General features: G+C 36.1%; 22 protein-coding genes and 1 pseudogene. 13 read left to right on the forward strand and 10 right to left on the reverse strand.

All coding sequences use genetic code 11. From position 1 onward, the window contains the following. Positions 1–9: 9 nt before the first annotated feature. The 5 genes from ABDZ84_RS17840 to ABDZ84_RS17860 all read right to left on the reverse strand — a co-directional run bounded on the left by ABDZ84_RS17840 (position 10) and on the right by ABDZ84_RS17860 (position 5,662). Positions 10–1,140: a Ger(x)C family spore germination protein gene (locus ABDZ84_RS17840; protein ID WP_121604985.1), complete on the reverse strand. Its 1,131-nt coding sequence runs from the start codon at positions 1,138–1,140 to the stop codon at positions 10–12. Next, entirely contained in the window at positions 1,140–2,597 is a 1,458-nt protein-coding gene (locus tag ABDZ84_RS17845; RefSeq protein WP_343782457.1) for a spore germination protein, read from the reverse strand. Before ABDZ84_RS17845 ends, ABDZ84_RS17840 begins: the two co-directional genes overlap by 1 nt. After that, a complete protein-coding gene (locus tag ABDZ84_RS17850) occupies positions 2,584–3,675 on the reverse strand; it encodes an endospore germination permease (protein ID WP_343782459.1) in 1,092 nt (363 codons plus the stop codon). Before ABDZ84_RS17850 ends, ABDZ84_RS17845 begins: the two co-directional genes overlap by 14 nt. A 160-nt stretch (positions 3,676–3,835) precedes the next feature. Beyond that, entirely contained in the window at positions 3,836–4,702 is an 867-nt protein-coding gene (locus ABDZ84_RS17855; RefSeq protein WP_343782460.1) for an SDR family oxidoreductase, read from the reverse strand. A 162-nt stretch (positions 4,703–4,864) separates the two neighbouring features. Further along, positions 4,865–5,662, reverse strand: a complete 798-nt coding sequence (locus ABDZ84_RS17860; protein ID WP_343782461.1) for a cytochrome c oxidase assembly protein — start codon at positions 5,660–5,662, stop codon at positions 4,865–4,867. A 248-nt stretch (positions 5,663–5,910) separates the two neighbouring features. On the opposite strand from ABDZ84_RS17860, the gene ABDZ84_RS17865 reads away from it, so the two are divergent. The 5 genes and pseudogenes from ABDZ84_RS17865 to ABDZ84_RS17885 all read left to right on the forward strand — a co-directional run bounded on the left by ABDZ84_RS17865 (position 5,911) and on the right by ABDZ84_RS17885 (position 9,921). Further along, positions 5,911–6,498, forward strand: coding sequence for a DeoR family transcriptional regulator (locus ABDZ84_RS17865; protein WP_343782463.1), 588 nt, complete (start codon positions 5,911–5,913; stop codon positions 6,496–6,498). Positions 6,499–6,530: 32 nt separating this feature from the next. Further along, positions 6,531–7,313, forward strand: a complete 783-nt coding sequence (locus ABDZ84_RS17870; RefSeq protein ID WP_026682187.1) for a FixH family protein — start codon at positions 6,531–6,533, stop codon at positions 7,311–7,313. 665 nt (positions 7,314–7,978) lie between these two features. Beyond that, a complete protein-coding gene (locus ABDZ84_RS17875) occupies positions 7,979–8,554 on the forward strand; it encodes a hypothetical protein (protein WP_343782466.1) in 576 nt (191 codons plus the stop codon). A 17-nt stretch (positions 8,555–8,571) separates the two neighbouring features. Beyond that, positions 8,572–9,129 (forward strand): annotated as a pseudogene (locus ABDZ84_RS17880) (histidine phosphatase family protein). Positions 9,130–9,207: 78 nt separating this feature from the next. Beyond that, positions 9,208–9,921: a class I SAM-dependent methyltransferase gene (locus ABDZ84_RS17885; protein WP_343782468.1), complete on the forward strand. Its 714-nt coding sequence runs from the start codon at positions 9,208–9,210 to the stop codon at positions 9,919–9,921. A gap of 366 nt (positions 9,922–10,287) precedes the next feature. Here ABDZ84_RS17885 and floT read toward each other — a convergent pair whose 3' ends face one another. The 3 genes from floT to spoIIP form a co-directional block, all read right to left on the reverse strand. Then, a complete protein-coding gene (gene floT / locus ABDZ84_RS17890) occupies positions 10,288–11,835 on the reverse strand; it encodes a flotillin lipid rafts scaffold protein FloT (RefSeq protein ID WP_121604993.1) in 1,548 nt (515 codons plus the stop codon). Between the two features lie 59 nt (positions 11,836–11,894). Beyond that, the gene (locus ABDZ84_RS17895) at positions 11,895–12,440 is read right to left on the reverse strand and encodes an NfeD family membrane protein (protein WP_121604994.1); all 546 of its coding nucleotides are present in this window, start codon (positions 12,438–12,440) and stop codon (positions 11,895–11,897) included. A 295-nt stretch (positions 12,441–12,735) separates the two neighbouring features. Next, positions 12,736–13,863, reverse strand: coding sequence for a stage II sporulation protein P (spoIIP, locus tag ABDZ84_RS17900; protein WP_121604995.1), 1,128 nt, complete (start codon positions 13,861–13,863; stop codon positions 12,736–12,738). 197 nt (positions 13,864–14,060) lie between these two features. Between spoIIP and ABDZ84_RS17905 the strand changes: the two genes are divergently transcribed. From ABDZ84_RS17905 to ABDZ84_RS17920, 4 genes are all read left to right on the forward strand, one after another. Then, the gene (locus ABDZ84_RS17905) at positions 14,061–14,459 is read left to right on the forward strand and encodes a VOC family protein (protein ID WP_026682181.1); all 399 of its coding nucleotides are present in this window, start codon (positions 14,061–14,063) and stop codon (positions 14,457–14,459) included. Between the two features lie 13 nt (positions 14,460–14,472). Next, complete coding sequence (locus tag ABDZ84_RS17910; protein WP_026682180.1) at positions 14,473–14,808, forward strand: ArsR/SmtB family transcription factor; 336 nt, start codon at positions 14,473–14,475, stop codon at positions 14,806–14,808. 10 nt (positions 14,809–14,818) lie between these two features. Then, positions 14,819–15,301: an SRPBCC family protein gene (locus tag ABDZ84_RS17915; RefSeq protein ID WP_121604996.1), complete on the forward strand. Its 483-nt coding sequence runs from the start codon at positions 14,819–14,821 to the stop codon at positions 15,299–15,301. Between the two features lie 139 nt (positions 15,302–15,440). Beyond that, the gene (locus tag ABDZ84_RS17920) at positions 15,441–18,167 is read left to right on the forward strand and encodes a UPF0182 family membrane protein (protein WP_343782473.1); all 2,727 of its coding nucleotides are present in this window, start codon (positions 15,441–15,443) and stop codon (positions 18,165–18,167) included. Positions 18,168–18,296: 129 nt separating this feature from the next. On the opposite strand, the gene ABDZ84_RS17925 is transcribed toward ABDZ84_RS17920, so the two are convergent. Together ABDZ84_RS17925 and ABDZ84_RS17930 are read right to left on the reverse strand one after the other, a co-directional pair. Further along, positions 18,297–18,446, reverse strand: coding sequence for a YjcZ family sporulation protein (locus ABDZ84_RS17925; protein ID WP_034679373.1), 150 nt, complete (start codon positions 18,444–18,446; stop codon positions 18,297–18,299). Between the two features lie 31 nt (positions 18,447–18,477). Beyond that, positions 18,478–18,579 carry a YjcZ family sporulation protein gene (locus tag ABDZ84_RS17930; protein WP_080668726.1) on the reverse strand — a complete coding sequence of 34 codons (102 nt, stop codon included), beginning with the start codon at positions 18,577–18,579 and terminating at the stop codon, positions 18,478–18,480. A 209-nt stretch (positions 18,580–18,788) separates the two neighbouring features. Between ABDZ84_RS17930 and ABDZ84_RS17935 the strand changes: the two genes are divergently transcribed. From ABDZ84_RS17935 to essB, 4 genes are all read left to right on the forward strand, one after another. Then, on the forward strand, positions 18,789–19,043 hold the full coding sequence (locus ABDZ84_RS17935) for a hypothetical protein (RefSeq protein WP_026682178.1): 255 nt from the start codon (positions 18,789–18,791) through the stop codon (positions 19,041–19,043). A 315-nt stretch (positions 19,044–19,358) separates the two neighbouring features. After that, a complete protein-coding gene (locus tag ABDZ84_RS17940; RefSeq protein ID WP_026682177.1) occupies positions 19,359–19,652 on the forward strand; it encodes a WXG100 family type VII secretion target in 294 nt (97 codons plus the stop codon). A gap of 133 nt (positions 19,653–19,785) precedes the next feature. After that, on the forward strand, positions 19,786–20,025 hold the full coding sequence (yukD, locus tag ABDZ84_RS17945; protein ID WP_026682176.1) for an ESX secretion system protein YukD: 240 nt from the start codon (positions 19,786–19,788) through the stop codon (positions 20,023–20,025). Positions 20,026–20,064: 39 nt separating this feature from the next. Beyond that, positions 20,065–21,288, forward strand: coding sequence for a type VII secretion protein EssB (gene essB, locus ABDZ84_RS17950; protein WP_026682175.1), 1,224 nt, complete (start codon positions 20,065–20,067; stop codon positions 21,286–21,288). Positions 21,289–21,293 lie beyond the last annotated feature (5 nt).

The raw sequence follows: 21,293 nt of genomic DNA on the forward strand, positions 1-21,293 counted from the left end.
GAAAAGCCCTTATTCATATACTCCCTTTGTCTCTAGATGGAAATCAACCGTAATCTTATGAAGTGATTCAGCTTTTAATGGATACTTGGCTAAATCTTTTGGTTTAACTCGTTGATGGAATAGCTTATTCTTAATGTTATATACGTCAACTCCTTTATTAATACCATTTAAGTATGTTTCGGTTATTTCTTTTTTTATTTGTTTCTTTACTAATTTTTCAATTTTCTTGACTGAAAGTTGCTCCTCCATGTCAGAAAGTGACCCTACAGCTTTCACATGGATGGAAAATTGAAAATCGCTTCCCTTTTTCTCTACACTAAATTCCACATGGGGCTTCATAATTCGAACTGTTCCTTTAATTTGATCATCTTCTACAACATCTATTGTTGTATTTTTCGTATCATTATTGGTCCAGCGAAGTCCTGGTAGTTCATCATGGGATAACCATTCCTTGCCCTTCCCATTATGAATGGGAAATACACCATTCACCTTTAATGTCTTTTTAGGCTTAGGTTCCACGACAGATTCCTTCCAATCTGTTTCATCGATAGAAAGAGCAGGTAATAATGCCGTTCCTCCAGGCTCTTTGTAGATGGAAACAAATTTATGCATGCGGATCGGCCTAATATAGGAGTTAATAGTATACGTATCCGTGGGCTTATATAAAATGGTGTAGACAGGTGGTAGTTGAAAGAATCCTGTAGCACTTAGGATATCGTCAATCGATTCTTTTGTTCCAAACATCCAAGGAGTGTAACGAAATTGCCCGTTTTTTCGTAATGACTGCTCCGCACGTGTAACTCCTTTCTCAATTACAGATTGCGTATAAATAACAGCACCAACATGCGCCCAATTAATCATTTGCTGTGACGTATGATATAAATTATTAACAGCATCATTAACTGTTTTCCCTTTAGCCCTACCAATGTAAAGAGGAACTTGCTGAGCGGGTTTATTAACATCTTGCTTTGCTACATTGGAAAAGTCTAAAATTTGCACATAAATAATATAGTTTTCATCTTGATAGTCAATTGCCATAGCGGTTGCGTAATTAACCTCGCCAATTTCTTTTTCATCCCAACAACCACTTAAAACGAGTAATAAGAAACTAATTAAAAGTAATTTTTTGATACGCTTCATTATTTATCAGCCTGCCTGTCTGCATCATTCGTATCCAAAATTAATGCTCGTTCATTTTGTTTAACAACAGGGTCTTTTACGACGGCTTTCACAAAATCTTTTTTAGAGAAAGGAGAAACTGGGCTTAAATAAGGAACACCAAATGATTCGAGTTTTGCAAGGTAGCCAAGTGTAAGGAAAACACTAATGAAAAATCCAAACATACCAAATAAGGATGATAGAAGAATTGATCCGATTCTAATTATGGAAACCGTGCCAAAGAGTGCCTGATTTCCTAATGTAAACGTAGCAACTGCCGTAATAGATGAAATAACTAGCATCGTTGGAGAGGTTAAACCGGCACGAATGGCTGCATCTCCTACGATGAGACCACCTACTACGGCTACGGTTTGACCAACTGGTTTCGGTAATCTTACTCCTGCTTCTCTAAATAATTCAAATAATCCAAGCATTAAGAGTAACTCTACTGTCGTATTGAATGGAATACCTAATCTTGAAGCAGCAATTGTAGCTAATAGTGGAAATGGTATCTGGTCAACATTATAAGCAGATAGCGATACCCAAAAAGCTGGTAAGAAGATAGACAGCATAAACCCAACAAGTCTAAGAAACAATTCAAACGTAGCATAATAATACGGTGTATGCTCATCCTCAGAAGTATTTAAAAATAATCCTAAGTTGCCAGGAGCAATAATTACATTTGGTACATTATCAATAAAAATGGCGAACCTACCTCTTGCTAAGCTACTTACAACACCATCTGGACGAGATATTGATTGCATAAGGGGAAATAAGGAATAATGAGATTCACCAAGAATACCTAATAACTGATTATCACTTAACAAGATATCAATATCTATATGATTGAGCCTTTTTGTAACTTCATTTATCATATCTTTATTTTGGATATCGCTAAAATAAACTAATTCTACCTTCGTATTACTTCTTTTTCCAATTACAAATGATTTTGAAGTAAGCGAGTTGGTCTTTAAGCGCTTGCGAACTAGTGCTACGTTAGAGCTTATGTCCTCAATAAATGCATCTCTAGGTCCACGTAAAGATACTTCTGCATTCGACTCTTCAGGTGAACGCTTTGGTGGATTCGAAGTATCAAAGAAATAAATATGGTCTGATATTATGAATGCTGAATAGCCGTTAAATATTTTTTCTGGAAGGGTTTGACCGATATTGACCTCATCTTTAGACCACTTTATTTTTTTTGAGCAGTTTATATGTTCTACACCCTTTAGACCATTATGATAATAAATTTCTTGTATTTCAGGTAAAATACTGTTTATTAATAAACTATGTTCAATCATACCGTTGCAGTAAATCACTAACATCGGTTCTTTGTGCTTTGGATTATATAAGAGATGGTTTTCAATGGAGACATCCGAAGAATCTCGAAATAAGTCTCGTATATAGTTTTCTTTTGATTGCTTTTTATTTTTTCGCATGTATAGACATCCTATTCTTCGATAATTTAATCAGGAGTGCGATCGTGCAAGTGATTACAACACCAAAGATACTGCTGCCCAAGTAATAATAGTTAGATAAAAACTTCAAAAATGCCTCATCCGAAATAGGGGCTAACATAAACAGTAAATAGATGAAGCAGATAAAAGCTTGTATAAATAGCCGTTTCTTTTTATTAGTAATGTTAAAGGCTTGGGTAATGAGATATAAGATGATAGCTAAACGGATAAAAGCGCCAGATAACCATTGGTAAATAGATAAAAAATCCAGATGGTTAAAATAGTTTCCAATACCAACAATTCTCCATTGAAAAAAGGCTGGATAACGAATTTTTGCTGCCTCTTCAACGCCAAAAGTAGCTATTGTCCCAAGTAAGGGGCCGGTAGTTAAGATAGATAAAAATAAGATAAGAAAAACTAAATGCTTGAATTGGATTGATTTTGTAACCTGATGTTGAAGTAAATACAATAAAAATAATTCAATAACGGAACCAAATGCGAACAAAGCACCGTGGAGGACGTCTCCCCATCCATTTTCAACCAGTACTGGTGCCACAAGTCGGTAGTTTTTATCGGGAATAGTACCAATTGCTACGAACATACCGAAAAGAATTACTAGAGGTAGCAGAACGCCTGCGCAGATACCAATAACGTTTAGCTTACAATAAGATATATAGAGCGATGCGCCTAAAGTAAACAAGGTGATAACAAGGATTGGTGTAAAAAACAAATACGTTTCATCTGTCCACATAACGGTTTCCTTTAAGGTTATCCAGCCCATAATTAGAAGAAATATAATAATTAAAATAGCAATACCATAACTTAGCGTTTTAGAATAGTTAGAAGATAACCATTGAAATAGCGATTGATCTTGAAACTGCTTTGTAACATAAAGGAACAATGGGGAAAGGGCTAGAAGGAGGCTATAACCAATTAGCACACTAATCCAAGCGTCTCGGCCAGTCGCGTTAATTAAGATTGGTATCACAATAACATGGTTGCTTAAGCCTGTGCTTAACAAGAAAATAGCCATTAATTGTGAAATTGTAATATTACCCATCTATAATCCCCCAACCCGTGTTAATGATGATAATCATATTGTGAGGATATTAGCAAAGTTTATTCATGCTAAAATGCCAAACCGTAGTTAACTACTAGCTTGGCATTTTTATCCGCATATAACTGGCAGTAATACTTCCATTGATTGAAGTTTCCCCTTATCATTTTATATGCTTATGATAATAGTTACCCCAATGTGGTTTACTGCCATCCCTGTCCGTAAAATTGTAAATATCGGATAATTGCCAGGTAGATAGTGTTTTACCCGAAAAACGATCAACATCAGGATCTGTTGCTAAATGCCTAATCGCTTTACCGATGTAAAAAGGTGTTTCAGATGCTATAAAGTGTTTATCGCTTTTAACACCATCCTGCCAATTATCTTCCGTAACCTGAAATAAATCTAGCATTGCCTCGGAGCGCAGAAACCCTGGAGTAACAGCCAGTGCTATAATCGAATCTTCCTTTAAGTCAATGGCAAGCGCTTGTGCCATATGAATGTTTGAGATCTTAGCTAGACTATAATAGAAGTTCCCTCGATAGGAATAATCTGTCCCATCAGTGATTTCGATCATTATTCCTTGAGGTGCTTTCTTTAATAGTGGAATAGCATAATGTGAAGTAATAATATGTGATTGTACTGCTTGTTGCAGCAACTGTAACCCATCGGATAAATCATGATCTCCTATAGTTTTCCCCCATTCTGTTAACGGATCTCCGCCCCAAATGTCATTCACAAGAATGTCCAGTTGACCCTGTTCATGTTCAATTCTTTGAAATAAGGATTTGACTTGTTTTTCCTTTGTATGATCAGTTTTAACAGCGATGCCGCAGCCACCCGCTTGGCTAACTAACGCTGCTGTTTGCTCGATAGTTTCTGATCGTTGCATAGGTGAAGTATGGTTATTCGTAGTCCTTCCTGTTACATAAACTGTAGCTCCTGCTTCCCCTAACTGGATAGCAATACCACGTCCTGCTCCTCTTGTTCCGCCAGCAACAATGGCAACTTTCCCTGTCAAATTTCCCATCTTATTACTCCTTTCAAATTGATATACTGTTAGTGTAACGGTTAAATATGACACCTAATGTCAACATTGTTCGAAATTGTAGAGAGAACGACATTGTTAGGAAAACCAGTTCCATAGGTTTAAGCAGAGATAGTAGGGCAACAATGAAGCGATGGGATTTGATTAACTACAGTGCTTATTCAAATGAGTGGACAACCTTAACCCAATTTTGTGAATTCCAAGCATCGAAAATCCTGCGATTCCTTGATCTATGCGTGTATTGAAAGAGAAAGGTACCACACTTGTTTGCTCCACTGTTGGAGGAATACATAGTTGGGTGGTAACTTGATTTAGAAATGGATGATGCATCCCATTAAATAATGCACTAATAATAAATATCATACATGCAGGCATTAGGATCATAGCACTTAATAATACGAATTTCCGCTTTTGCTTTTGGTCAAAGTAAATCTTAGCTTTGGTACTAGCTAATGGCCACCACATGAAAAAAGCTAAAATGAAAAGTATAACTAAATATGGTATACGAATCATAGGGTATTTGAATATAAACTGCATGACAACAGGTAAGTGATACAGAAAAAATAAGATAGCAAAAAGGAGAAGTGCTGATATCGTTAGCAATTTCATGTTTAGTCGAATTTGGATACCTAAAAAGCTATTCCTAGTACGGACGTGTAGTTTAGGACTACTTCGTATAAACAACGGCGGGATAATAAAATAGACGATACTCATTTGAATCATATGAAAACTAAAGTTAAAATGGCTAATTGCTGATAATGGACTACCTATGGTTAGATAGAAGAGGCATAGGGAGAAGATTAATAATATAGGCTGAGACTTCGTATTTATTGTTAACCTTTTCTTTATGAATAATAGAATATATCCAATGACTATTAATATGAGTGCGCATAATAATGGTATATTCCACTGCTGGCCAACAAGTAACATCTCGATACTCATTTTATCTCTCCTTTAGATTCGTAAGGCATTTATTATAAATTAACAAATACTCACAGATAAAGGAAGGGAAACTATAGTAGAATGTGTTAAGTTTGCAATGAATTCGTGAATTGACTAATAGATAATTCTATTCATAAAGTACATAAATTATTCACAAATAATTCAAAGAAATTACATTGATGATTCCGATTACACATGATATATTTTGTTATAAGATGTTAAATGATGTTATGTAAGGGGGGTAAATAATGCTGCCGTTGGAGCGTCAAAATCGCATAAAAAAACTTATCTATGAAAAAAAGAATCTAAAAATAGCTGAATTAAGTAAAACATTTGGTGTCTCAGAAATGACAATACATCGTGATGTGAAGGGACTATTAGATCAGGGGATTGTTAAGAAAACATTTGGAGGAATTTCTTTAGTACATACGGAGCATCAGGAAACGAACACTAATCATGATGCTTGTGTATTTTGTAGCCGGAAAAATAATGATAGGCTAGCTTATCGTTTAATCTTATCTAATGATAAAATCGAAATGGCCTGCTGTGCTCACTGCGGATTATTGCGACATCAACAATTGGGAGATAAGGTAATTCAAGCGATTTGCCCAGACTTTTTTAGACAGACAACTATAAGTGCACCCTCAGCTTGGTTTGTAATGGATACAACATTACATATGGGATGCTGTCAACCGCAGGTTTTAACTTTTGAATGGAAAGAGCATGCCGAAAAATTTGTCAAGGGTTTTGGAGGGGAAGTATATGCCTTCCAAGCAGCTAAAAAAGCTTTATTTGAAAAAATGAATGGTAATACAACTTGTGGTGGGAAGCACTAGTCTTTGAGTCCATTAAAAGAGGAGAATGTCAGATGCACAAGAAATATTTGTTGCTGATTTTAGGAATGATTTTGATGATGGTTCTTGCCGCTTGTGGCGAGAATGAAAAAGATGATACGACAAAAAAGGCTGAAGATGAAGAGGTTAAGTCATTAAATGTAGATTTTGAAGTACCTGAAACAGTTGATCCTGGTGATCCGGTGGAATTAAAAGCAACAGTGACTTATGGTGATGAAAAGGTTACAGATGCCGAAGAAGTGGTTTTCGAAATCTGGGAAAAAGACAAAAAAGATGACAGTATTAAAGTTGAATCTACAAACAATCAAGATGGTACATACACTGCAGAAACAACATTTGATCACGACGGAGAATATGAAATGTATGCTCATACTACCGCAAGGGCGCTTCATACCATGCCGAAAAAAGCAATAATAGTTGGAGATGGCAAAAGTCATGAGGAGCAGGAGGCTGAAAATCATGAACATGACTCAGGAGAGCACGATCATGGTACACATGCAGAAGGATTCTCCATGCACTTTAATAAACTAGAAAATGTAAAAATAGATCAGGATGTGGAAATGACCGTTCATCTACAGATGGATGAACAAGCACTTGAACAAGCAGCTGTGCGCTATGAGGTATGGAAAGAAGGCGAAGAAAAACATGAATGGGTAGATGCAGAAGAGAAAAAGGCTGGTGAATATACTGCAAACCATTCTTTTGGGGAACAGGGTACTTATCATGCTATCATCCATGTTGAAAATGATGAAGGTTTACACGAACACGAGGAATATCAAATAGAAGTAGCTAAATAAAGAATGGGTAACAATTACATGGTGAATTTGTTCACATATTATGAAATGGAAAAAGGAATGTTCATAGAGGAACGTTCCTTGCAGCTTGTAGAGAACCTTTATGTTTTCTACAAGCTTTTTTTGTTGTCTAGGAAACTATAAAATTTGAGCACTATGGATAACTATGGGCGTGTTGAACCGCGTCAAGCTCCAGCGTCTAGAAACTAGGCAGTCTCGCGAATTGCCCTACGATACGCCATCATCGGTTCGCGCGCAACCACACCGTGATTCCTTTATCTCCGTTAACTCTCTACGTTTCTAATCGGGTGCTTGCGCTTTTGTTGTGTGTGTGGGACGAATGCGGAAGTCTCCAGTATTCTCTGTCTTTATACGGAAAAGAATCCCCCTTATCTAACGCCATCTTATATAGGGGAAGACAATCTTCCGTGTTCTGTAGATCTACTTACCTTCATTAGAAAGCCGCTCGCCGTTTCATCGACCTGTTTTTTCGATCCTTCTCATACACGACGTATAACGGTTTTTCAATGTCTTAATTTTGTGTACACGTCTAGGATGATACCTACTTATTCGAGGACTACTATCAATTTAGCGTAAATAAAACGTTACGCGTTGAGTTTCTTTTGTCAGAGTATTATGGATTCGGTATAATAAGTCGAAGAGGAGGCGTGCAGAATGATTTCTTCATAACCGACACTTTAAATGCAACAAAAGGGACATGGGGGATTGGGGGTTCCCAACTTTTATATCAATACGGCATTGTAGATGAAGTCCATGATTTAGACTTAATCATTCCTGATAATGAGGTACAGCTTTTCACGGGGGCTATGAGATGTATTGGGACAGAAAAGGACGTACAAAAGAAACATCCCTTTTTAACTACGTATTTCTTTAAATTTTGTGTGGATCAGCTAGAAGTAGATGTAATGAGTGAATTTAAGATCGGGCATTCAGATGGGGTATATACGTATGCATTCACCAAAAATTCTATTGTTGAGCATCAAATCAAGGGTAAAAAGGTTCCTTTTTGTAAATTAGAGGATTGGTTTATCCTCTACCAGTTAATCCCGGGAAGAGAGCGAAAAGTAAAACAATTAGAAAATTATTTCCTGGGTAATGGTATCTGTTATCCTAGTATTCTATTAGCTGCAATCGAAGAAAATTTACCTTTGCAAATGAAGAAGCGTATTCAAACTGTGTTAGATAATACGATAGAAGCTAATGGCAATTGGAAATCTAAATGAGGGAAGGAGGATAGTTGATGGTAACAACAATTTATTTGGTAAGGCATGCTCATTCAACGTATACACCTGATGAGTACAATAGAACCTTATCAGCACAAGGTGTAATTGCTGCTAGTCAAGTAACAGATAAACTCACAAAAGAAAACATTCACCATGTCTATTCGAGCCCTTATCGACGAGCTATTCAAACTATTGAAGGGACGGCTAGACAGTAGGACAAAACGATAGGTCTGATTGAAAATGTTAAAGAGCGGATTTTGTCAGATAAACCGGTAAAGGATTTTCAAACAGCCATTACCAAGGTTTGGGGCAATTATGATTTTGCTTTCACAGGTGGTGAGTCCAATTATGAGGCACAACATAGAGGAGTTAAGTCCATTTTTGAACTATTGGAAATTCATCAGAATGAGAATATTGTAATTGGAACACATGGAAATATTATGGTACTCATCATGAACTATTTTGATCGTCGCTATGATTTTTCGTTTTGGGAAAAGCTTGCAATGCCAGCAATCTACAAGCTCGTTTTTAGGGAGAAAGAGCTTCAAGAAATACAAAAAATTGACGTAGACTAGTTCATATAAACAAGCAAGGATAGTTTCCATTTTTCGCGTTAACTATAACATTGGGCTGTTATGAAAGGGGTAGTGCTAATGAAATCCAAAATAAAACAATCGTTTGATCAATTATCCTACGCGTATGAACAAGAGGTTGACAAAGTAAGCTTATACAATAGCCAATATGAAAGACCAGCTATGCTGAAGCAAGTACCTGAGGATTTAACAGGGAAATCAGTTTTGGATGCAGGCTGTGCAGCAGGTTGGTATACAGAACAATTGGTGAAAAGAGGGGGGAGGCTAACAGCAGTTGATCTCAGCCCCAAAATGGTAGCTGCTACAAAGAGAAGAATGGGAGAAACAGTACAGGCATATTGTGTTGATTTAGAAGAAGTACTTCCATTTACGGATAATTCCTATGATATCATTGTTAGTTCTTTAACGCTTCACTACTTAAAAGATTGGCACAAGACCTTCGTTGAATTTAAACGTATATTAAAACCATCTGGCTTACTATTATTTTCTGTACATCACCCACAGATGAAATTCTTATTAGACCATATGACTAATTATTTTAAAGTAGAACTAATGAAGGATAAATGGAAAAAAGCGGGGGTATCCGTCGATGTTTACTCATATAGTAGGTCAATGCAATCTATTTTAAACGATACACTTTCTTATTTCTCACTTGAACAAGTAATTGAACCCCAACCAACACGAAAGTTTAAAGAACAGAATCCAACAGGTTATGAAACATTAATGAAGCAACCACATTTCTTAATCGTAAAGGCACGAAACGATAAAAGATGAGAAATAAACATACTAAAATTAGTGGGCTGAGACAAATGTGTTTTATCTTGTATATAACTGGCAGTAAGACTGCCAGTTCAAGCAATAAAGTGAAACCTCAATCAGTGGGGAATAAACAAAATCCCCACTGATCAAGGTTTGTTCTGACCCCTTTGTTTACACAAACCAGGTTCTTTCATCAGTCGAACAAAATACTACGCTTTCTGCGGATAAGGCTTCAGCAACGATACATCGCTTCCATAAATTAGATTTTCTCTCTAACTTCCGGGGGTTGGTATCTTATCGTTTGGCTCTTGGGTTAATTATGTTAATTTTGTCCCATCTTTGAACAGCGAAAGCTCCTATCCATTAAGTATATCCACATGATTACTTATTGTGATCTATCTCTGCTAATTGTTGTTCGGTGTCATTTTTTCTATACCTTATTTGTTCGAAGTCAGTATTATCTGAAAGATTGTTTTTTCCGGTTATATTTTCTAATAGCTCTTTTACATCAATACCTGAGGAAGCTTTGAGGGATTCCTGCAAGCTTGCCATTAAGTTTGTAGCATATCCAGATACCTTATTAGCACCACCGTCACTTCCACTGCTTCCAGTATCTACAACCGTAAGCTTATCAATATTTGAAAGTGGAGCGGCAATTTCTTTTGCATATTCTGGTAGCATTTTCATTATCATATCTAATATGGCTGCTTGACCATATTGTTCAAATGCCTCTGCAATTTCACGTTTTGCCTCAGCCTCTGCTAATCCAGTAAGTCGGATGACCTCTGCTTCAGATTCTCCTTGTGCTCGTTGAGATTCAGCCTTGGCAAGACCATCAACCCTTACACGCTCTGCATCTGCTCTGGCTTCAGCTTCAATTCGGTATTGATTTGCTTCTGCCTCAGCTATTTGTTTTGTCTTATCGGCGATAGCTGATTGCTCTACCGCATAACGATCTGCGTCTGCTTTCTTCTTAACCTCAGAATCATATTGTCTTTCTCGTCTTTGAATTTCTTTTTCTTCCAATTCAATTTGCTTTTGACGTTCAATGATTTTTATTTCCATTTCATGTTCGGTTACTTCCTGCTTTGCTCGGGCTGTTTCTAAATCATAGGCTTGGTCAGCTCGGGCTTTTGCAATATCCTGTTCTCTACGATAATCAGCAGTTTTCAATTGATTCACTTTTTCTGCCTCGGCGATTTCTGTAGATCTTTCTAATTCAGCCTTTTTCGCGTCTTTCGCTGCTTCAGCGCGTTTTATACGTGTTTCCTTATCCGCTTCTGCTGTAGCTATATCAGCATCTCTCTTTACTTGCGCAATTCTGGGCTTACCAAGTGATTCAAGATAACCATTTTTATCCTTAACATCCTTTATAGTAAATGAGACAATGATTAAGCCCATTTTTGCTAAATCTTGAGATGCAACACGCTGTACTTCCTGTGAGAATTTATCACGGTTTTTGTAAATTTCTTCGACAGTCATTGACCCGAGAATGGAGCGCAAGTGTCCTTCTAAGACCTCTCGTGCTTCATTTTCTCTGTCTTCTTTTGATTTGCCTAAAAACTGTTCTGCGGCAGTTGCAATCTCTCCAATCGATCCACCGATTTTAATAATTGCTGTCCCATCTGCCATAACAGGAACTCCCTGTTCAGTATAAACTTCTGGTGTGGTTACTTCTAATTTACTAGAAAGCAAGCTGAGTGGTTCCGCCTGTTGGAAAACAGGTAGTACAAAGGCACCCCCTCCTCGAATGATCTTAATCTTATTACCTGATTCATCTACATGAACATTTTTCCCACCTAGGTAGCTCCCAGTTACGATTAATGCTTCGTCTGGACCAGCGGTTCGGTATTTTGTGATAAAGACTCCAATTAATGCTAATAATAAGAAAACCGCAACTCCGATAACAATCCAAAATCCTTCAAACATAAATTTCCTCCTCCAACATGTATATTATTAACGTACAATTCCAAATTGGATTTGTAGGGTTAATCAGATTCATAGACTTCCAATTCATCTTCATAAGGTTCTACATAGAGCACACCATTTTTCACCTCAAGTACTAATACTTGAGTGCCTTCATGAATACCTTTTGTTGTATATTGTGTTGCAGGTTTTGATATCATTCCGCTTTTACTTTCAATAACAACTTCCCCATATCCTTCATCAGGAATTGGAATAATGATTTTACCAACTCTTCCAATTAACGATTCTTCTGTGTAACTTAACGATTCCTCAGCTGTAGATAAGGGAATAAGAATAAAAATATTTAATAGTGTATCTAAAATAAGACTTATAACTAGAGATAAACCTATAATAAAAAGACTAGATAATGTAGTAGTGGACTCTAGGATATATCCTGCTGCTGAAAAAAAAGTAATAAATGCTAAGATGAGCACGGGATTTATGAATGGAAAAATTTCACCAATCCCCTCGAGAAAGTCTCCGAAAAAAATGTAAAGAACAGTTAAGAGTCCTGCTATGATAAGTACATATAAATAGACTGTCTCAATTGGTGCACCAAATAGGGACATTCGAATCACATCCTTCATAAAGTTGTTATGCAACTTTTTCTTTAATAGTAATACGTAGTAAAATAAGGAAAAGTTTCGTAATTTTATTAAATTATAAAATATGTAGCGGGAATTATTAGATATATCGCTTGATAAAAATAGATGGAGGAACGCTTGTTTCTATTGAAGAAATCTTCCTTTGCTTTTAAGCGAGATGCTAAGGGATAGAAAAGTAGGAAAACCTGCAAAAATAGGCTATCGAGATTTTCGATAGCCTGAGAAACGTGAAGAGCCCCTTATAGAAAATACATTTCTACTAACCGTCAGCATTTACCTTTTCTGCATTCATATGATAATCACTGATAACTTTAGCTAATGCTTCTGTTGTATTGCTAAGTTCTTCCTTGTTATTATCGACGCCGCCGACCTCAATTAGAATAGATTTTGCAGAGAGATCTTGGTTATAAATACCATTTCCTTCTGACTTATCTTTTAAATAGATACCGCGACTAATTCCTGGATATTTTTCTTTTAGACGATCGTTTAATGCTTCAACAAATTTTAAGTTTTCTTTGTATTTATTGTGTTCTACCCCTACAATGAAATAGAGTTTGGCGTAATTTTTTCCATGAACATTAATAGTAGTTTTTTCTTTTCGTTGTGCATCACGATGAATATCGATTAGATAATTTACATGATTGTTGGATGCCATTACTTCTTCGATGGTTTGACGTGAATATTTATACGAATCATAATAATCCCACCCTTTTTTGTGTAATTCTGCTGTTACATTCGTTGTATCGTGAAATGTAGTTATTCCCTGTTTTTCTAATTGCTCTGTTAATAAAGAGCCCACCATTACAATATTTTTACTATTATCGGTACTTGATGCATCACTAGGTTTTTTCTTTGAATCTCCTAATAAAGGTAGGAAAGCTTCCCAACTATGACTATGATAGATAAATATTTCCGCGTTATCTTTATCATCACTTTCCTCGTTGGGTTGCTCCGTTTTTTTATTATTTGAATCTTCCTTTAGCAAATCTTCAAAATCAGGAGGTGGAGATTCCATTGGTATATTTGTGCTATTTTTGTCTGCTCCTGCCGTATAAATATTATTGGAATAAGCAGTTAATCCCGGCAACTCTAGGTTTAGCAGGCTGTTAAAATTGTTAGGTGTAATCCCTGATGTTCCTTCAAAAAGTAATCGTGAAAACTTTGGAGTTTCCATACCATTTTCCTCCAAATGATTATCCAATTGAGGTATTTCCGTACTCATTATAAAAAGCAAGGCATCTGAAAAAATAGTTGACTCCGTGATTTTACTTATCAATGGTACATGAAAGAGATCAGCATGAATTTTTGGTAGAGTCATAAAAGCCACAAGCAGAAGTAATATGACTGTACTAATAACCGATGTTAGTAGTGTGTTTTTTAGATTCATGATAGAAATCAGCCTTTCCTATTCTTTCTAGATTCTATGCTAGATATCGTTTTTAATAGAACTATAATTCAAAAAAGGTATCAAAATCACTATTTAAGGTGTAAAAAATAATGTTTAACCATTCGGTTGACTATTTGATGGCTATTCTTTATTATTTAACTAATTGGTTAAATAATAAAGAAAGGAATGAAGGAAACATGGGAAAAGTAACCCCCTTTTTAACATTTTCAGGTAATGCAGAAGAGGCAATGAATATTTATACGTCTATATTTAGACAATCAGAAATTAAGGAAATTATACGCTATGGAAAGGGCGAAGTTGGCAGAGAAGGAACTGTACATCAAGCGACTTTTATCATTAATGATCAAACGTTTATGTGTAGTGATAGTGTTGTTAAACATGAATGGTCTTTTACACCTGGTATCTCTTTGTTTGTAGCGTGTGAGTCAAACCAAGAAATAGAGAATGCTTTTCACGAACTTTCTAAGGAAGGGCAAGTGCTTATGCCACTTGACAGCTATCCGTTTAGTGAGAAGTTTGCTTGGATAGACGATAAATTTGGGGTATCTTGGCAACTAAACTTAAATAGTAAATGAATGAGGGATTACGATGGTCGTTAAGCAGCAGGAAGCAAAATTAGATCATGTTTTTCACGCATTGGCTGATCCTACTCGACGGAAGATAATACGTTTAATAGCAGCCCATCCTTGTACCATATCGGAGTTATCTAAACCTTTTCCTATTTCTTTGGCAGCTATTTCCAAACATATCAAGGTATTGGAAAAGGCAGGGTTAGTAAATCGTCATGTCAAAGGCCGTATTCATAGCTGTAGTATTCAGTTAGAAGGACTTTCTGTAGCTAGAGAATGGCTGCGTTTCTATGAGGACCTGTGGAACAGTCAATTTGATAAATTGGAAATAGAACTAAATAACGATGAGTGTTAGGAGGGGAGAAATGGCGAGTGAATCACAAGTTACATTACAAATGAAGCGTCAATTTTCTGTACGGCCAGAAAGGGTATTCGATGCTTGGCTTGATCCAAACTGTATGAAAAGATGGCTGTTTACTACTTCTGGGTCAAATAAAGTATGTACAAATCATTCAGTTGTCGGTGGGACATGGGAAATTGTTGATCACCGGGATGGTAAGGACTATCGAGCGATAGGTAAGTACTTAGAGATTGAAGAGCCGAAAAAAATTGTATTTACATTTCAGATGCCGCAATTTAGTGAATCAGTGGATAAAATTAAGGTAGAGCTGAAAGAAGTTGAGTCTGGTTGTGAAATGATATTCACGCAATTTATAAATATTCCACATGAGATAGGCCGGGAAGCTGAGGATATGGAGAAGGAGAAAAAATCATATAAAGAGCAGTATAAACATGGATGGAATCTCATGTTTATCAGCCTTGAACAACAAGTAGCTAGGGATAAATAGCACGAAGTCTTTTTGGACTTGTGCTTTTTTTGCTTTAGCATAAAAATAATGAAACATTTAGCAATTATTCACGTAAAAGAAGATAGTGCTTGTGAAGTTTGCTACAATATAAGAAATAGTTTTCTCAGGGGGTTAGCACTTGGAATATAACGAACAAAAGGAAACAGTAAAATCAAAAAAGTGGAGACGTGTTGGGACTGGATTTGCGATATTTCTTGGTATAATCATTATCCTCCTATCACTTGGTTTAATAAGCTTTCAATGGATTATTGACTATATATGGATGGATTCACTTCAATTTGGTAGTATTTTTACAACCATTATTGGCAGTAAAGTCATACTCGGTATTCTTGGATTTATCCTCTTCTTTATACTTACATATATTACTATTTCATGGATAAGAAATTCCTACCTTAGTCATTTCCACGATAATCAGCTACCATCGATGATCGAAAACCTGAAGCAGAGCAGATTATTAATGGCGTCCATATCACTTGTATTCGGTGCGATAGGTAGTATGATTGTACAAGGAATAGGGTGGGAGCCTTTACTGAAAATGGTAAATCAATCCTCATTTGGATTAAATGACCCGTATTTTAACATGGATATTTCCTTTTATATGTTTGTCTTGCCATTCATTAAAATGATTGTATACATTTTACTAGGGTTAAGTATTTTCTATTTAGTAATTGAGATTGGTTTCTATTCCTTTTTTCATTTATATCAAATGAGCCGTTCAGCACAGCTTCATATGGGGATTACATTAGGTATGATCGGACTTCTTTTGGCAAGTCACCATTTATTGCAGCCTTATGAATCCATGTTAACCAATCAAGTTAATTTGTTTCAAGAAAGTGCTGTACATGGGTTAAGTTATACCGATAAACTCGTAAACATTCCGGCATCTTATATTTTAGCTGGTACTGCTGTAATTGGAACAGTATGGATGGTTAGTGCTTTATATCGTCGGAAATATTATCAGATGATAATCCCCATAGCTGGTTATCTAGGGCTCGTCATTGTAGCGCAGTTAGCTTCTGTCGGTGTTCAACAATTTATTGTGTCTCCAAACGAATTCTCTAAGGAGTCACCATATCTAAAGCATAATTTGGAATATACCAGAGCAGCCTATCAATTAGAAAGAATTGATGAGCGAGAGCATCCAGCTAATCAATCATTGACTGAAGCAATGGTTGATAGGAATAAGTTAACGCTAGACAATGTCAGAGTCAATGATTCAAGACCATTACTAGATATTTATAATCAATTACAAACATTTAGGACTTACTATAAATTTAATAATATCGACATTGATCGGTATGAGATTAACGGGGAGTACCAGCAAGTGTTTATCGGAGCGAGGGAATTGAGTACGGTAGACTTACCTTCACAGGCTAAAACATGGGTAAATCAAAAACTCCGGTATACACATGGTTATGGTGTTGCTATGAGTCAGGTAAATCAAGTTACCGAACAAGGTCAGCCTGAGTATATGGTGAAAAACCTTCCTCCAAAAGGAGAAATAGATATTACTCGTCCGCAAATTTATTTTGGGGAACAAGATTACGATAATGTCATCGTGAATAGTAAGAAGGATGAATTTGATTATCCTTCCGGCGATGAGAATGTATCCAATCGATTTGCTGCCAATAGCGGTATCTCTTTATCTGGAATCAATCGACTTCTATTTTCGTTACAAGAAGGATCATTTCGTATGTTTGTTTCTGACCAGATAACAAGTGAAAGTCAGATTTTACAAACGAGAAATATTATGGATCGTGTTGAACGGATTGCTCCATTCTTTCAATACGACAAGGATCCTTATATTTTTGTGAGAGAGAATGGTAGTCTTGCATGGATGATTGATGCTTATATAACTGCGGAAAATTATCCGTATGCCAAACCACATGTAGGAAATGAAAATTATATTCGGAATGCAGTAAAAGTAGTAATTGACGCGTATACTGGAGAAGTTAATTTTTATATGGTTGATAAAGAAGATCCATTATTACAAACATATGCGAAGATGTTTCCAGATCTATTTACAGAGGAAATACCAGAAGACGTTCGTTCGCATTTTCGATATCCAGAAAGATTATTTACCATTCAAGCAAAAATGTATGGAACATATCATATGACTAATTTAGAAGTATTTTACAACAGGGAGGATTATTGGCAATTTCCAACGGAGAAATATTACAATGAAGATATTGAAATAGAGCCCTATTATATCACGATGAAATTGCCAGAGTATGAAGAAGAAGAGTTCATGCTTATGATGCCATATACTCCAAAGAATCGGCAAAATATGATTGCGTGGATGGGTGTACGAAACGATGGAGAAAACTATGGAGAAATGCTTGTGTATCGTTTCCCTAAGCAGAAAAACAGCTATGGGCCACAACAAATCGAGAATAGAATTAATCAAGATAGCACCATTTCCCAAAAATTGAATTTATGGTCGCAGGGAGGATCAGAAGTCATTCGAGGAAACCTATTAGCAATTCCGATTGAAGATACAATGTTGTATGTAGAGCCAATTTATATTGAATCCTCAAATGCTACTTCTTTACCTGAAGTGAAGCAAATTGTAATGGCATATGATGACCATATTGTTATGGAAGCAACCTTTGATAAAGCATTGGATAAGATACTTCAATATATTGATCCAAATCGGGTAGTGGAAGAAGGTCAAAATGATAAAAAATCCAAGGAAGATGAAGGGATTACTGATTCTTCTGAACAAAAACTGCAAGAAATAGCAGAGTTGTTTGATGCTTATCAAGCGGCATTATCGGCTGGAAATTGGGAAGAGGCAGCAAAAATAATGACAAGCATTGAGAATAAGTTAGATGACGTAAAATAAGTTAAACTTTATATTCTTTTATAGAAAAAGGAAGTCAGGGCGCTATGATAGCGCCCTGATTGTATAGGTTGTTCTTTTATACTGAAATAACGAAGAACACCAAAAAACTAATTTTTTATAAGAAAGGTATTACAACCAAGCTGCGCCAACGATAATAAGAAGAATGAATAAGACTACAATCAAGGCAAATCCGCCAACACCGTAACCATATCCACCACCTGCTGGAGCTCCATAACCATAGCCTCCGCAGCCACAACTAGATCCATAACCGAATCCCATTTAAACCCCTCCTACTAATTTATATAGCCTATTAACAAACGTAAGCTGCACCTACGATAATCAACAGGATAAATAAGACTACAATTAAAGCAAAGCCACTGCCGTAGCCATATCCGCCTACTGCTTCACCCATGTTGCTAACACCTCCAGTCCGTTTACATTAATAATGTATGAGCACAGATAAGAATTGATATAGGTTATCACCCAGATCATCAGAATTTGGGCGCTATTTCTCTGGAAAATCTCTTTATTTCCGCTATTCACCTGATACATCTGTCTTTTACAATGCAATATTTTATACATAAAATGTTGTATCTGTACTACAAATGGGGGGTGAATGATATGTCAGGATCACATTACTATTCCGTTTGTCAACGACATAAAGGTAAAGCTGTCGAAATTAAAACACACAATGGGAGAGTTCATCGAGGGATAATTGACCGTGTTAGCTCCAATCGAGTATATTTACGACCACTTGGTCAGCAAGGCTTAGGCGGATTTGGAATTGGATTTTATGGACCGGGTTATGGTTTCGGATTTGGTGTCGCACTTGGAGCCATTGCAACGTTGGCGGTATTGCCATTTTTCTTCTGGTAGTAAGAGAAAGGATGAGACAAACGTATTTTATTCACCTAATAATCCGAACGATTTCAGTTGAATCATTTCGGATTATTAGGTTCTATCATTGATCCAGCAAATTTTGGGTTAACTATTATAGTTTTGTAGGAAATTAGTAATGTCAACATCTAGTATTATAGTACTTATGAGTGGTAAGAGACTTTAAAGGCATTCAATTTCATGGTTATAAATACTTATTTTTGAAAAGATTCTATTTAAGTGGTAGCTACTACCAATATTTTCTTTTATAATGGCACTAAAGAACGATAGATATTAAAGTTGGAGGAAGTTTGTATGTCTGGCATGATGCGTATAAGTCCTGAAGAATTAGCAACTATTGCTCAACAGTATGGTATGGAAAGCGGAAATGTACTAAATATTGTGGGTAATTTGGATGGGCTAATGGAAAAATTAGAGGAAATCTGGGAAGGTAATGCAAAAGATGCGTTTGCGGGACAATATGAAGAATTACGTCCTTCATTCATGCAAATGGTTGAATTGTTAGAGGATGTGCAGAGACAATTAGCTTCAACGGCACAAACACTCCATGATACGGATGCAACTATTGCTAGTCAAATGCGTAAATAAGACTCTAAGTTGTAGTTATTTTGTTTCTTTTTTATGCGGATAATAACAGAAATAGTAAGTTTGTCATAGTGCCGCAGTATGTAAATTGCCGGCACTATTTTTTACGAAATAGAAAATAATAGGGGAGAAAAACATGTATATACATGTCACGGTTAATATTGAACGCTATCATCAAGAAAATATAGAACTGCGATTATCTGATCAATTTATGATTAAACAGCTGATTGATATCACATGGCAGGCGAAACAAATAGAAGGAAAACCAAGAGAAGGACATTGGATACGCGTAAAAAATAAGGAACGTGTTTATAATGGTGGGTTAACCTTACAAGCATGTGGCATTACAACAGGAGACTGTATCGAAATCCTATAAAGATACTAGATGGAATTGATAGTTTAAAGGAGCAAAGAAATGTCTGAGGAGCTTACATATTTAGAGAAACAAACAGACGCAGCTATTTCGTATGAACATGGAAAAATAGAAATCAGTTTTCACCGTGCAAAAGTAAAACTTAACGATCAATTAGAAATTGAATGGTTAAAGTCCATTAATCAAGAGATCCGTAAAGAAATAGTTCGAACGGAAGACGAATTAAAAATCTATCTGTCGCCACCTAAATCTTATCATGCTTTTCATAAACTATACTCCAAGAGTGAACAGGCACAGTGGCAGTTTGCATATAACTTAGTTCAACATATACAAAAACATGCCTTAAAACGATTAAAAATTATTGTTTGTCCTGAGAATATATTGTTTGACTATGGATTGAATCCCCATTTTTTACATTATGGTGTAAGTGAAAGCATACCACCTTATGAAGATAATGATGAAAGGTTATGGAGAGAAGTTAGGGCAGTTATTGCGGAGATAGCAGATAATAAAATTGATTTCGCTTCCTATGTAAAACACCATGAAACACTTGATCTGTCGCCAATTGCAAAGCAAATTATGGATGCAGAAACTTATGAACAGTTACAGTCGATTATCACTCATCAATTACAAAATAAAGAGAAAGATGAGCAGTCTGTATTACATGTGCCAGCAAAAAAATGGAAAGTACAACGCTACACTTTGATCGCTGTATCTCTATTATTAATCCCAACGCTTTTCTATAGTTTATTTGCACTGTTTTTCAAAATCCCGCAGACAAACGCTTATATAGATAGTAACCGGTCATTTATGGAAGAACAGTATAGTTCTGTGGTAACAACGCTTGAAAACTATGATGAAGCATCTATGCCTTATGGAGTGAAATATCAGCTTGCTTCCTCTTACATTGTTAATGAATCATTAACAGAAAATCAAAAACAAAATGTTCAAAATACCATTACTTTACAGTCTGATGAGCGATATTTCTCTTATTGGATTAATATTGGACGTGGTAACTATCAAGAAGCAATTGACACCGCTAGGTTATTGGAGGACCGAGATTTAATCGTGTATGGTCTATTAAAACAACGTGAAGCATTAAAAATAGATCAAGAGCTTAGTGGAGATGAAAGAGAGGAAAGACTAAATAAAATTGAACGAGAAATAGATGACTATCAAGAAACAATGGATCAAGTCCAGGAGGGTAGCTCAGGGCAAGACGAACCACCAATTGATGAAGAAGCGAAATCAAACAATGGCGATTAAACACA

It is taken from the genome of Virgibacillus salarius, assembly GCF_039521925.1.
Taxonomy (GTDB): domain Bacteria; phylum Bacillota; class Bacilli; order Bacillales; family Amphibacillaceae; genus Virgibacillus; species Virgibacillus salarius.

Excerpts from the sequence above, each read along its gene's own strand:
- ABDZ84_RS17840 (WP_121604985.1), bottom strand. The coding sequence starts at position 1,140 with ATGAAGCGTATCAAAAAATTACTTTTAATTAGTTTCTTATTACTCGTT.
- ABDZ84_RS17845 (WP_343782457.1), bottom strand. The coding sequence starts at position 2,597 with ATGCGAAAAAATAAAAAGCAATCAAAAGAAAACTATATACGAGACTTA.
- ABDZ84_RS17850 (WP_343782459.1), bottom strand. The coding sequence starts at position 3,675 with ATGGGTAATATTACAATTTCACAATTAATGGCTATTTTCTTGTTAAGC.
- ABDZ84_RS17855 (WP_343782460.1), bottom strand. The coding sequence starts at position 4,702 with ATGGGAAATTTGACAGGGAAAGTTGCCATTGTTGCTGGCGGAACAAGA.
- ABDZ84_RS17860 (WP_343782461.1), bottom strand. The coding sequence starts at position 5,662 with ATGAGTATCGAGATGTTACTTGTTGGCCAGCAGTGGAATATACCATTA.
- ABDZ84_RS17865 (WP_343782463.1), top strand. The coding sequence starts at position 5,911 with ATGCTGCCGTTGGAGCGTCAAAATCGCATAAAAAAACTTATCTATGAA.
- ABDZ84_RS17870 (WP_026682187.1), top strand. The coding sequence starts at position 6,531 with ATGCACAAGAAATATTTGTTGCTGATTTTAGGAATGATTTTGATGATG.
- ABDZ84_RS17885 (WP_343782468.1), top strand. The coding sequence starts at position 9,208 with ATGAAATCCAAAATAAAACAATCGTTTGATCAATTATCCTACGCGTAT.
- floT (WP_121604993.1), bottom strand. The coding sequence starts at position 11,835 with ATGTTTGAAGGATTTTGGATTGTTATCGGAGTTGCGGTTTTCTTATTA.
- ABDZ84_RS17895 (WP_121604994.1), bottom strand. The coding sequence starts at position 12,440 with ATGTCCCTATTTGGTGCACCAATTGAGACAGTCTATTTATATGTACTT.
- spoIIP (WP_121604995.1), bottom strand. The coding sequence starts at position 13,863 with ATGAATCTAAAAAACACACTACTAACATCGGTTATTAGTACAGTCATA.
- ABDZ84_RS17905 (WP_026682181.1), top strand. The coding sequence starts at position 14,061 with ATGGGAAAAGTAACCCCCTTTTTAACATTTTCAGGTAATGCAGAAGAG.
- ABDZ84_RS17910 (WP_026682180.1), top strand. The coding sequence starts at position 14,473 with ATGGTCGTTAAGCAGCAGGAAGCAAAATTAGATCATGTTTTTCACGCA.
- ABDZ84_RS17915 (WP_121604996.1), top strand. The coding sequence starts at position 14,819 with ATGGCGAGTGAATCACAAGTTACATTACAAATGAAGCGTCAATTTTCT.
- ABDZ84_RS17925 (WP_034679373.1), bottom strand. The coding sequence starts at position 18,446 with ATGGGATTCGGTTATGGATCTAGTTGTGGCTGCGGAGGCTATGGTTAT.
- ABDZ84_RS17930 (WP_080668726.1), bottom strand. The coding sequence starts at position 18,579 with ATGGGTGAAGCAGTAGGCGGATATGGCTACGGCAGTGGCTTTGCTTTA.
- ABDZ84_RS17935 (WP_026682178.1), top strand. The coding sequence starts at position 18,789 with ATGTCAGGATCACATTACTATTCCGTTTGTCAACGACATAAAGGTAAA.
- ABDZ84_RS17940 (WP_026682177.1), top strand. The coding sequence starts at position 19,359 with ATGTCTGGCATGATGCGTATAAGTCCTGAAGAATTAGCAACTATTGCT.
- yukD (WP_026682176.1), top strand. The coding sequence starts at position 19,786 with ATGTATATACATGTCACGGTTAATATTGAACGCTATCATCAAGAAAAT.
- essB (WP_026682175.1), top strand. The coding sequence starts at position 20,065 with ATGTCTGAGGAGCTTACATATTTAGAGAAACAAACAGACGCAGCTATT.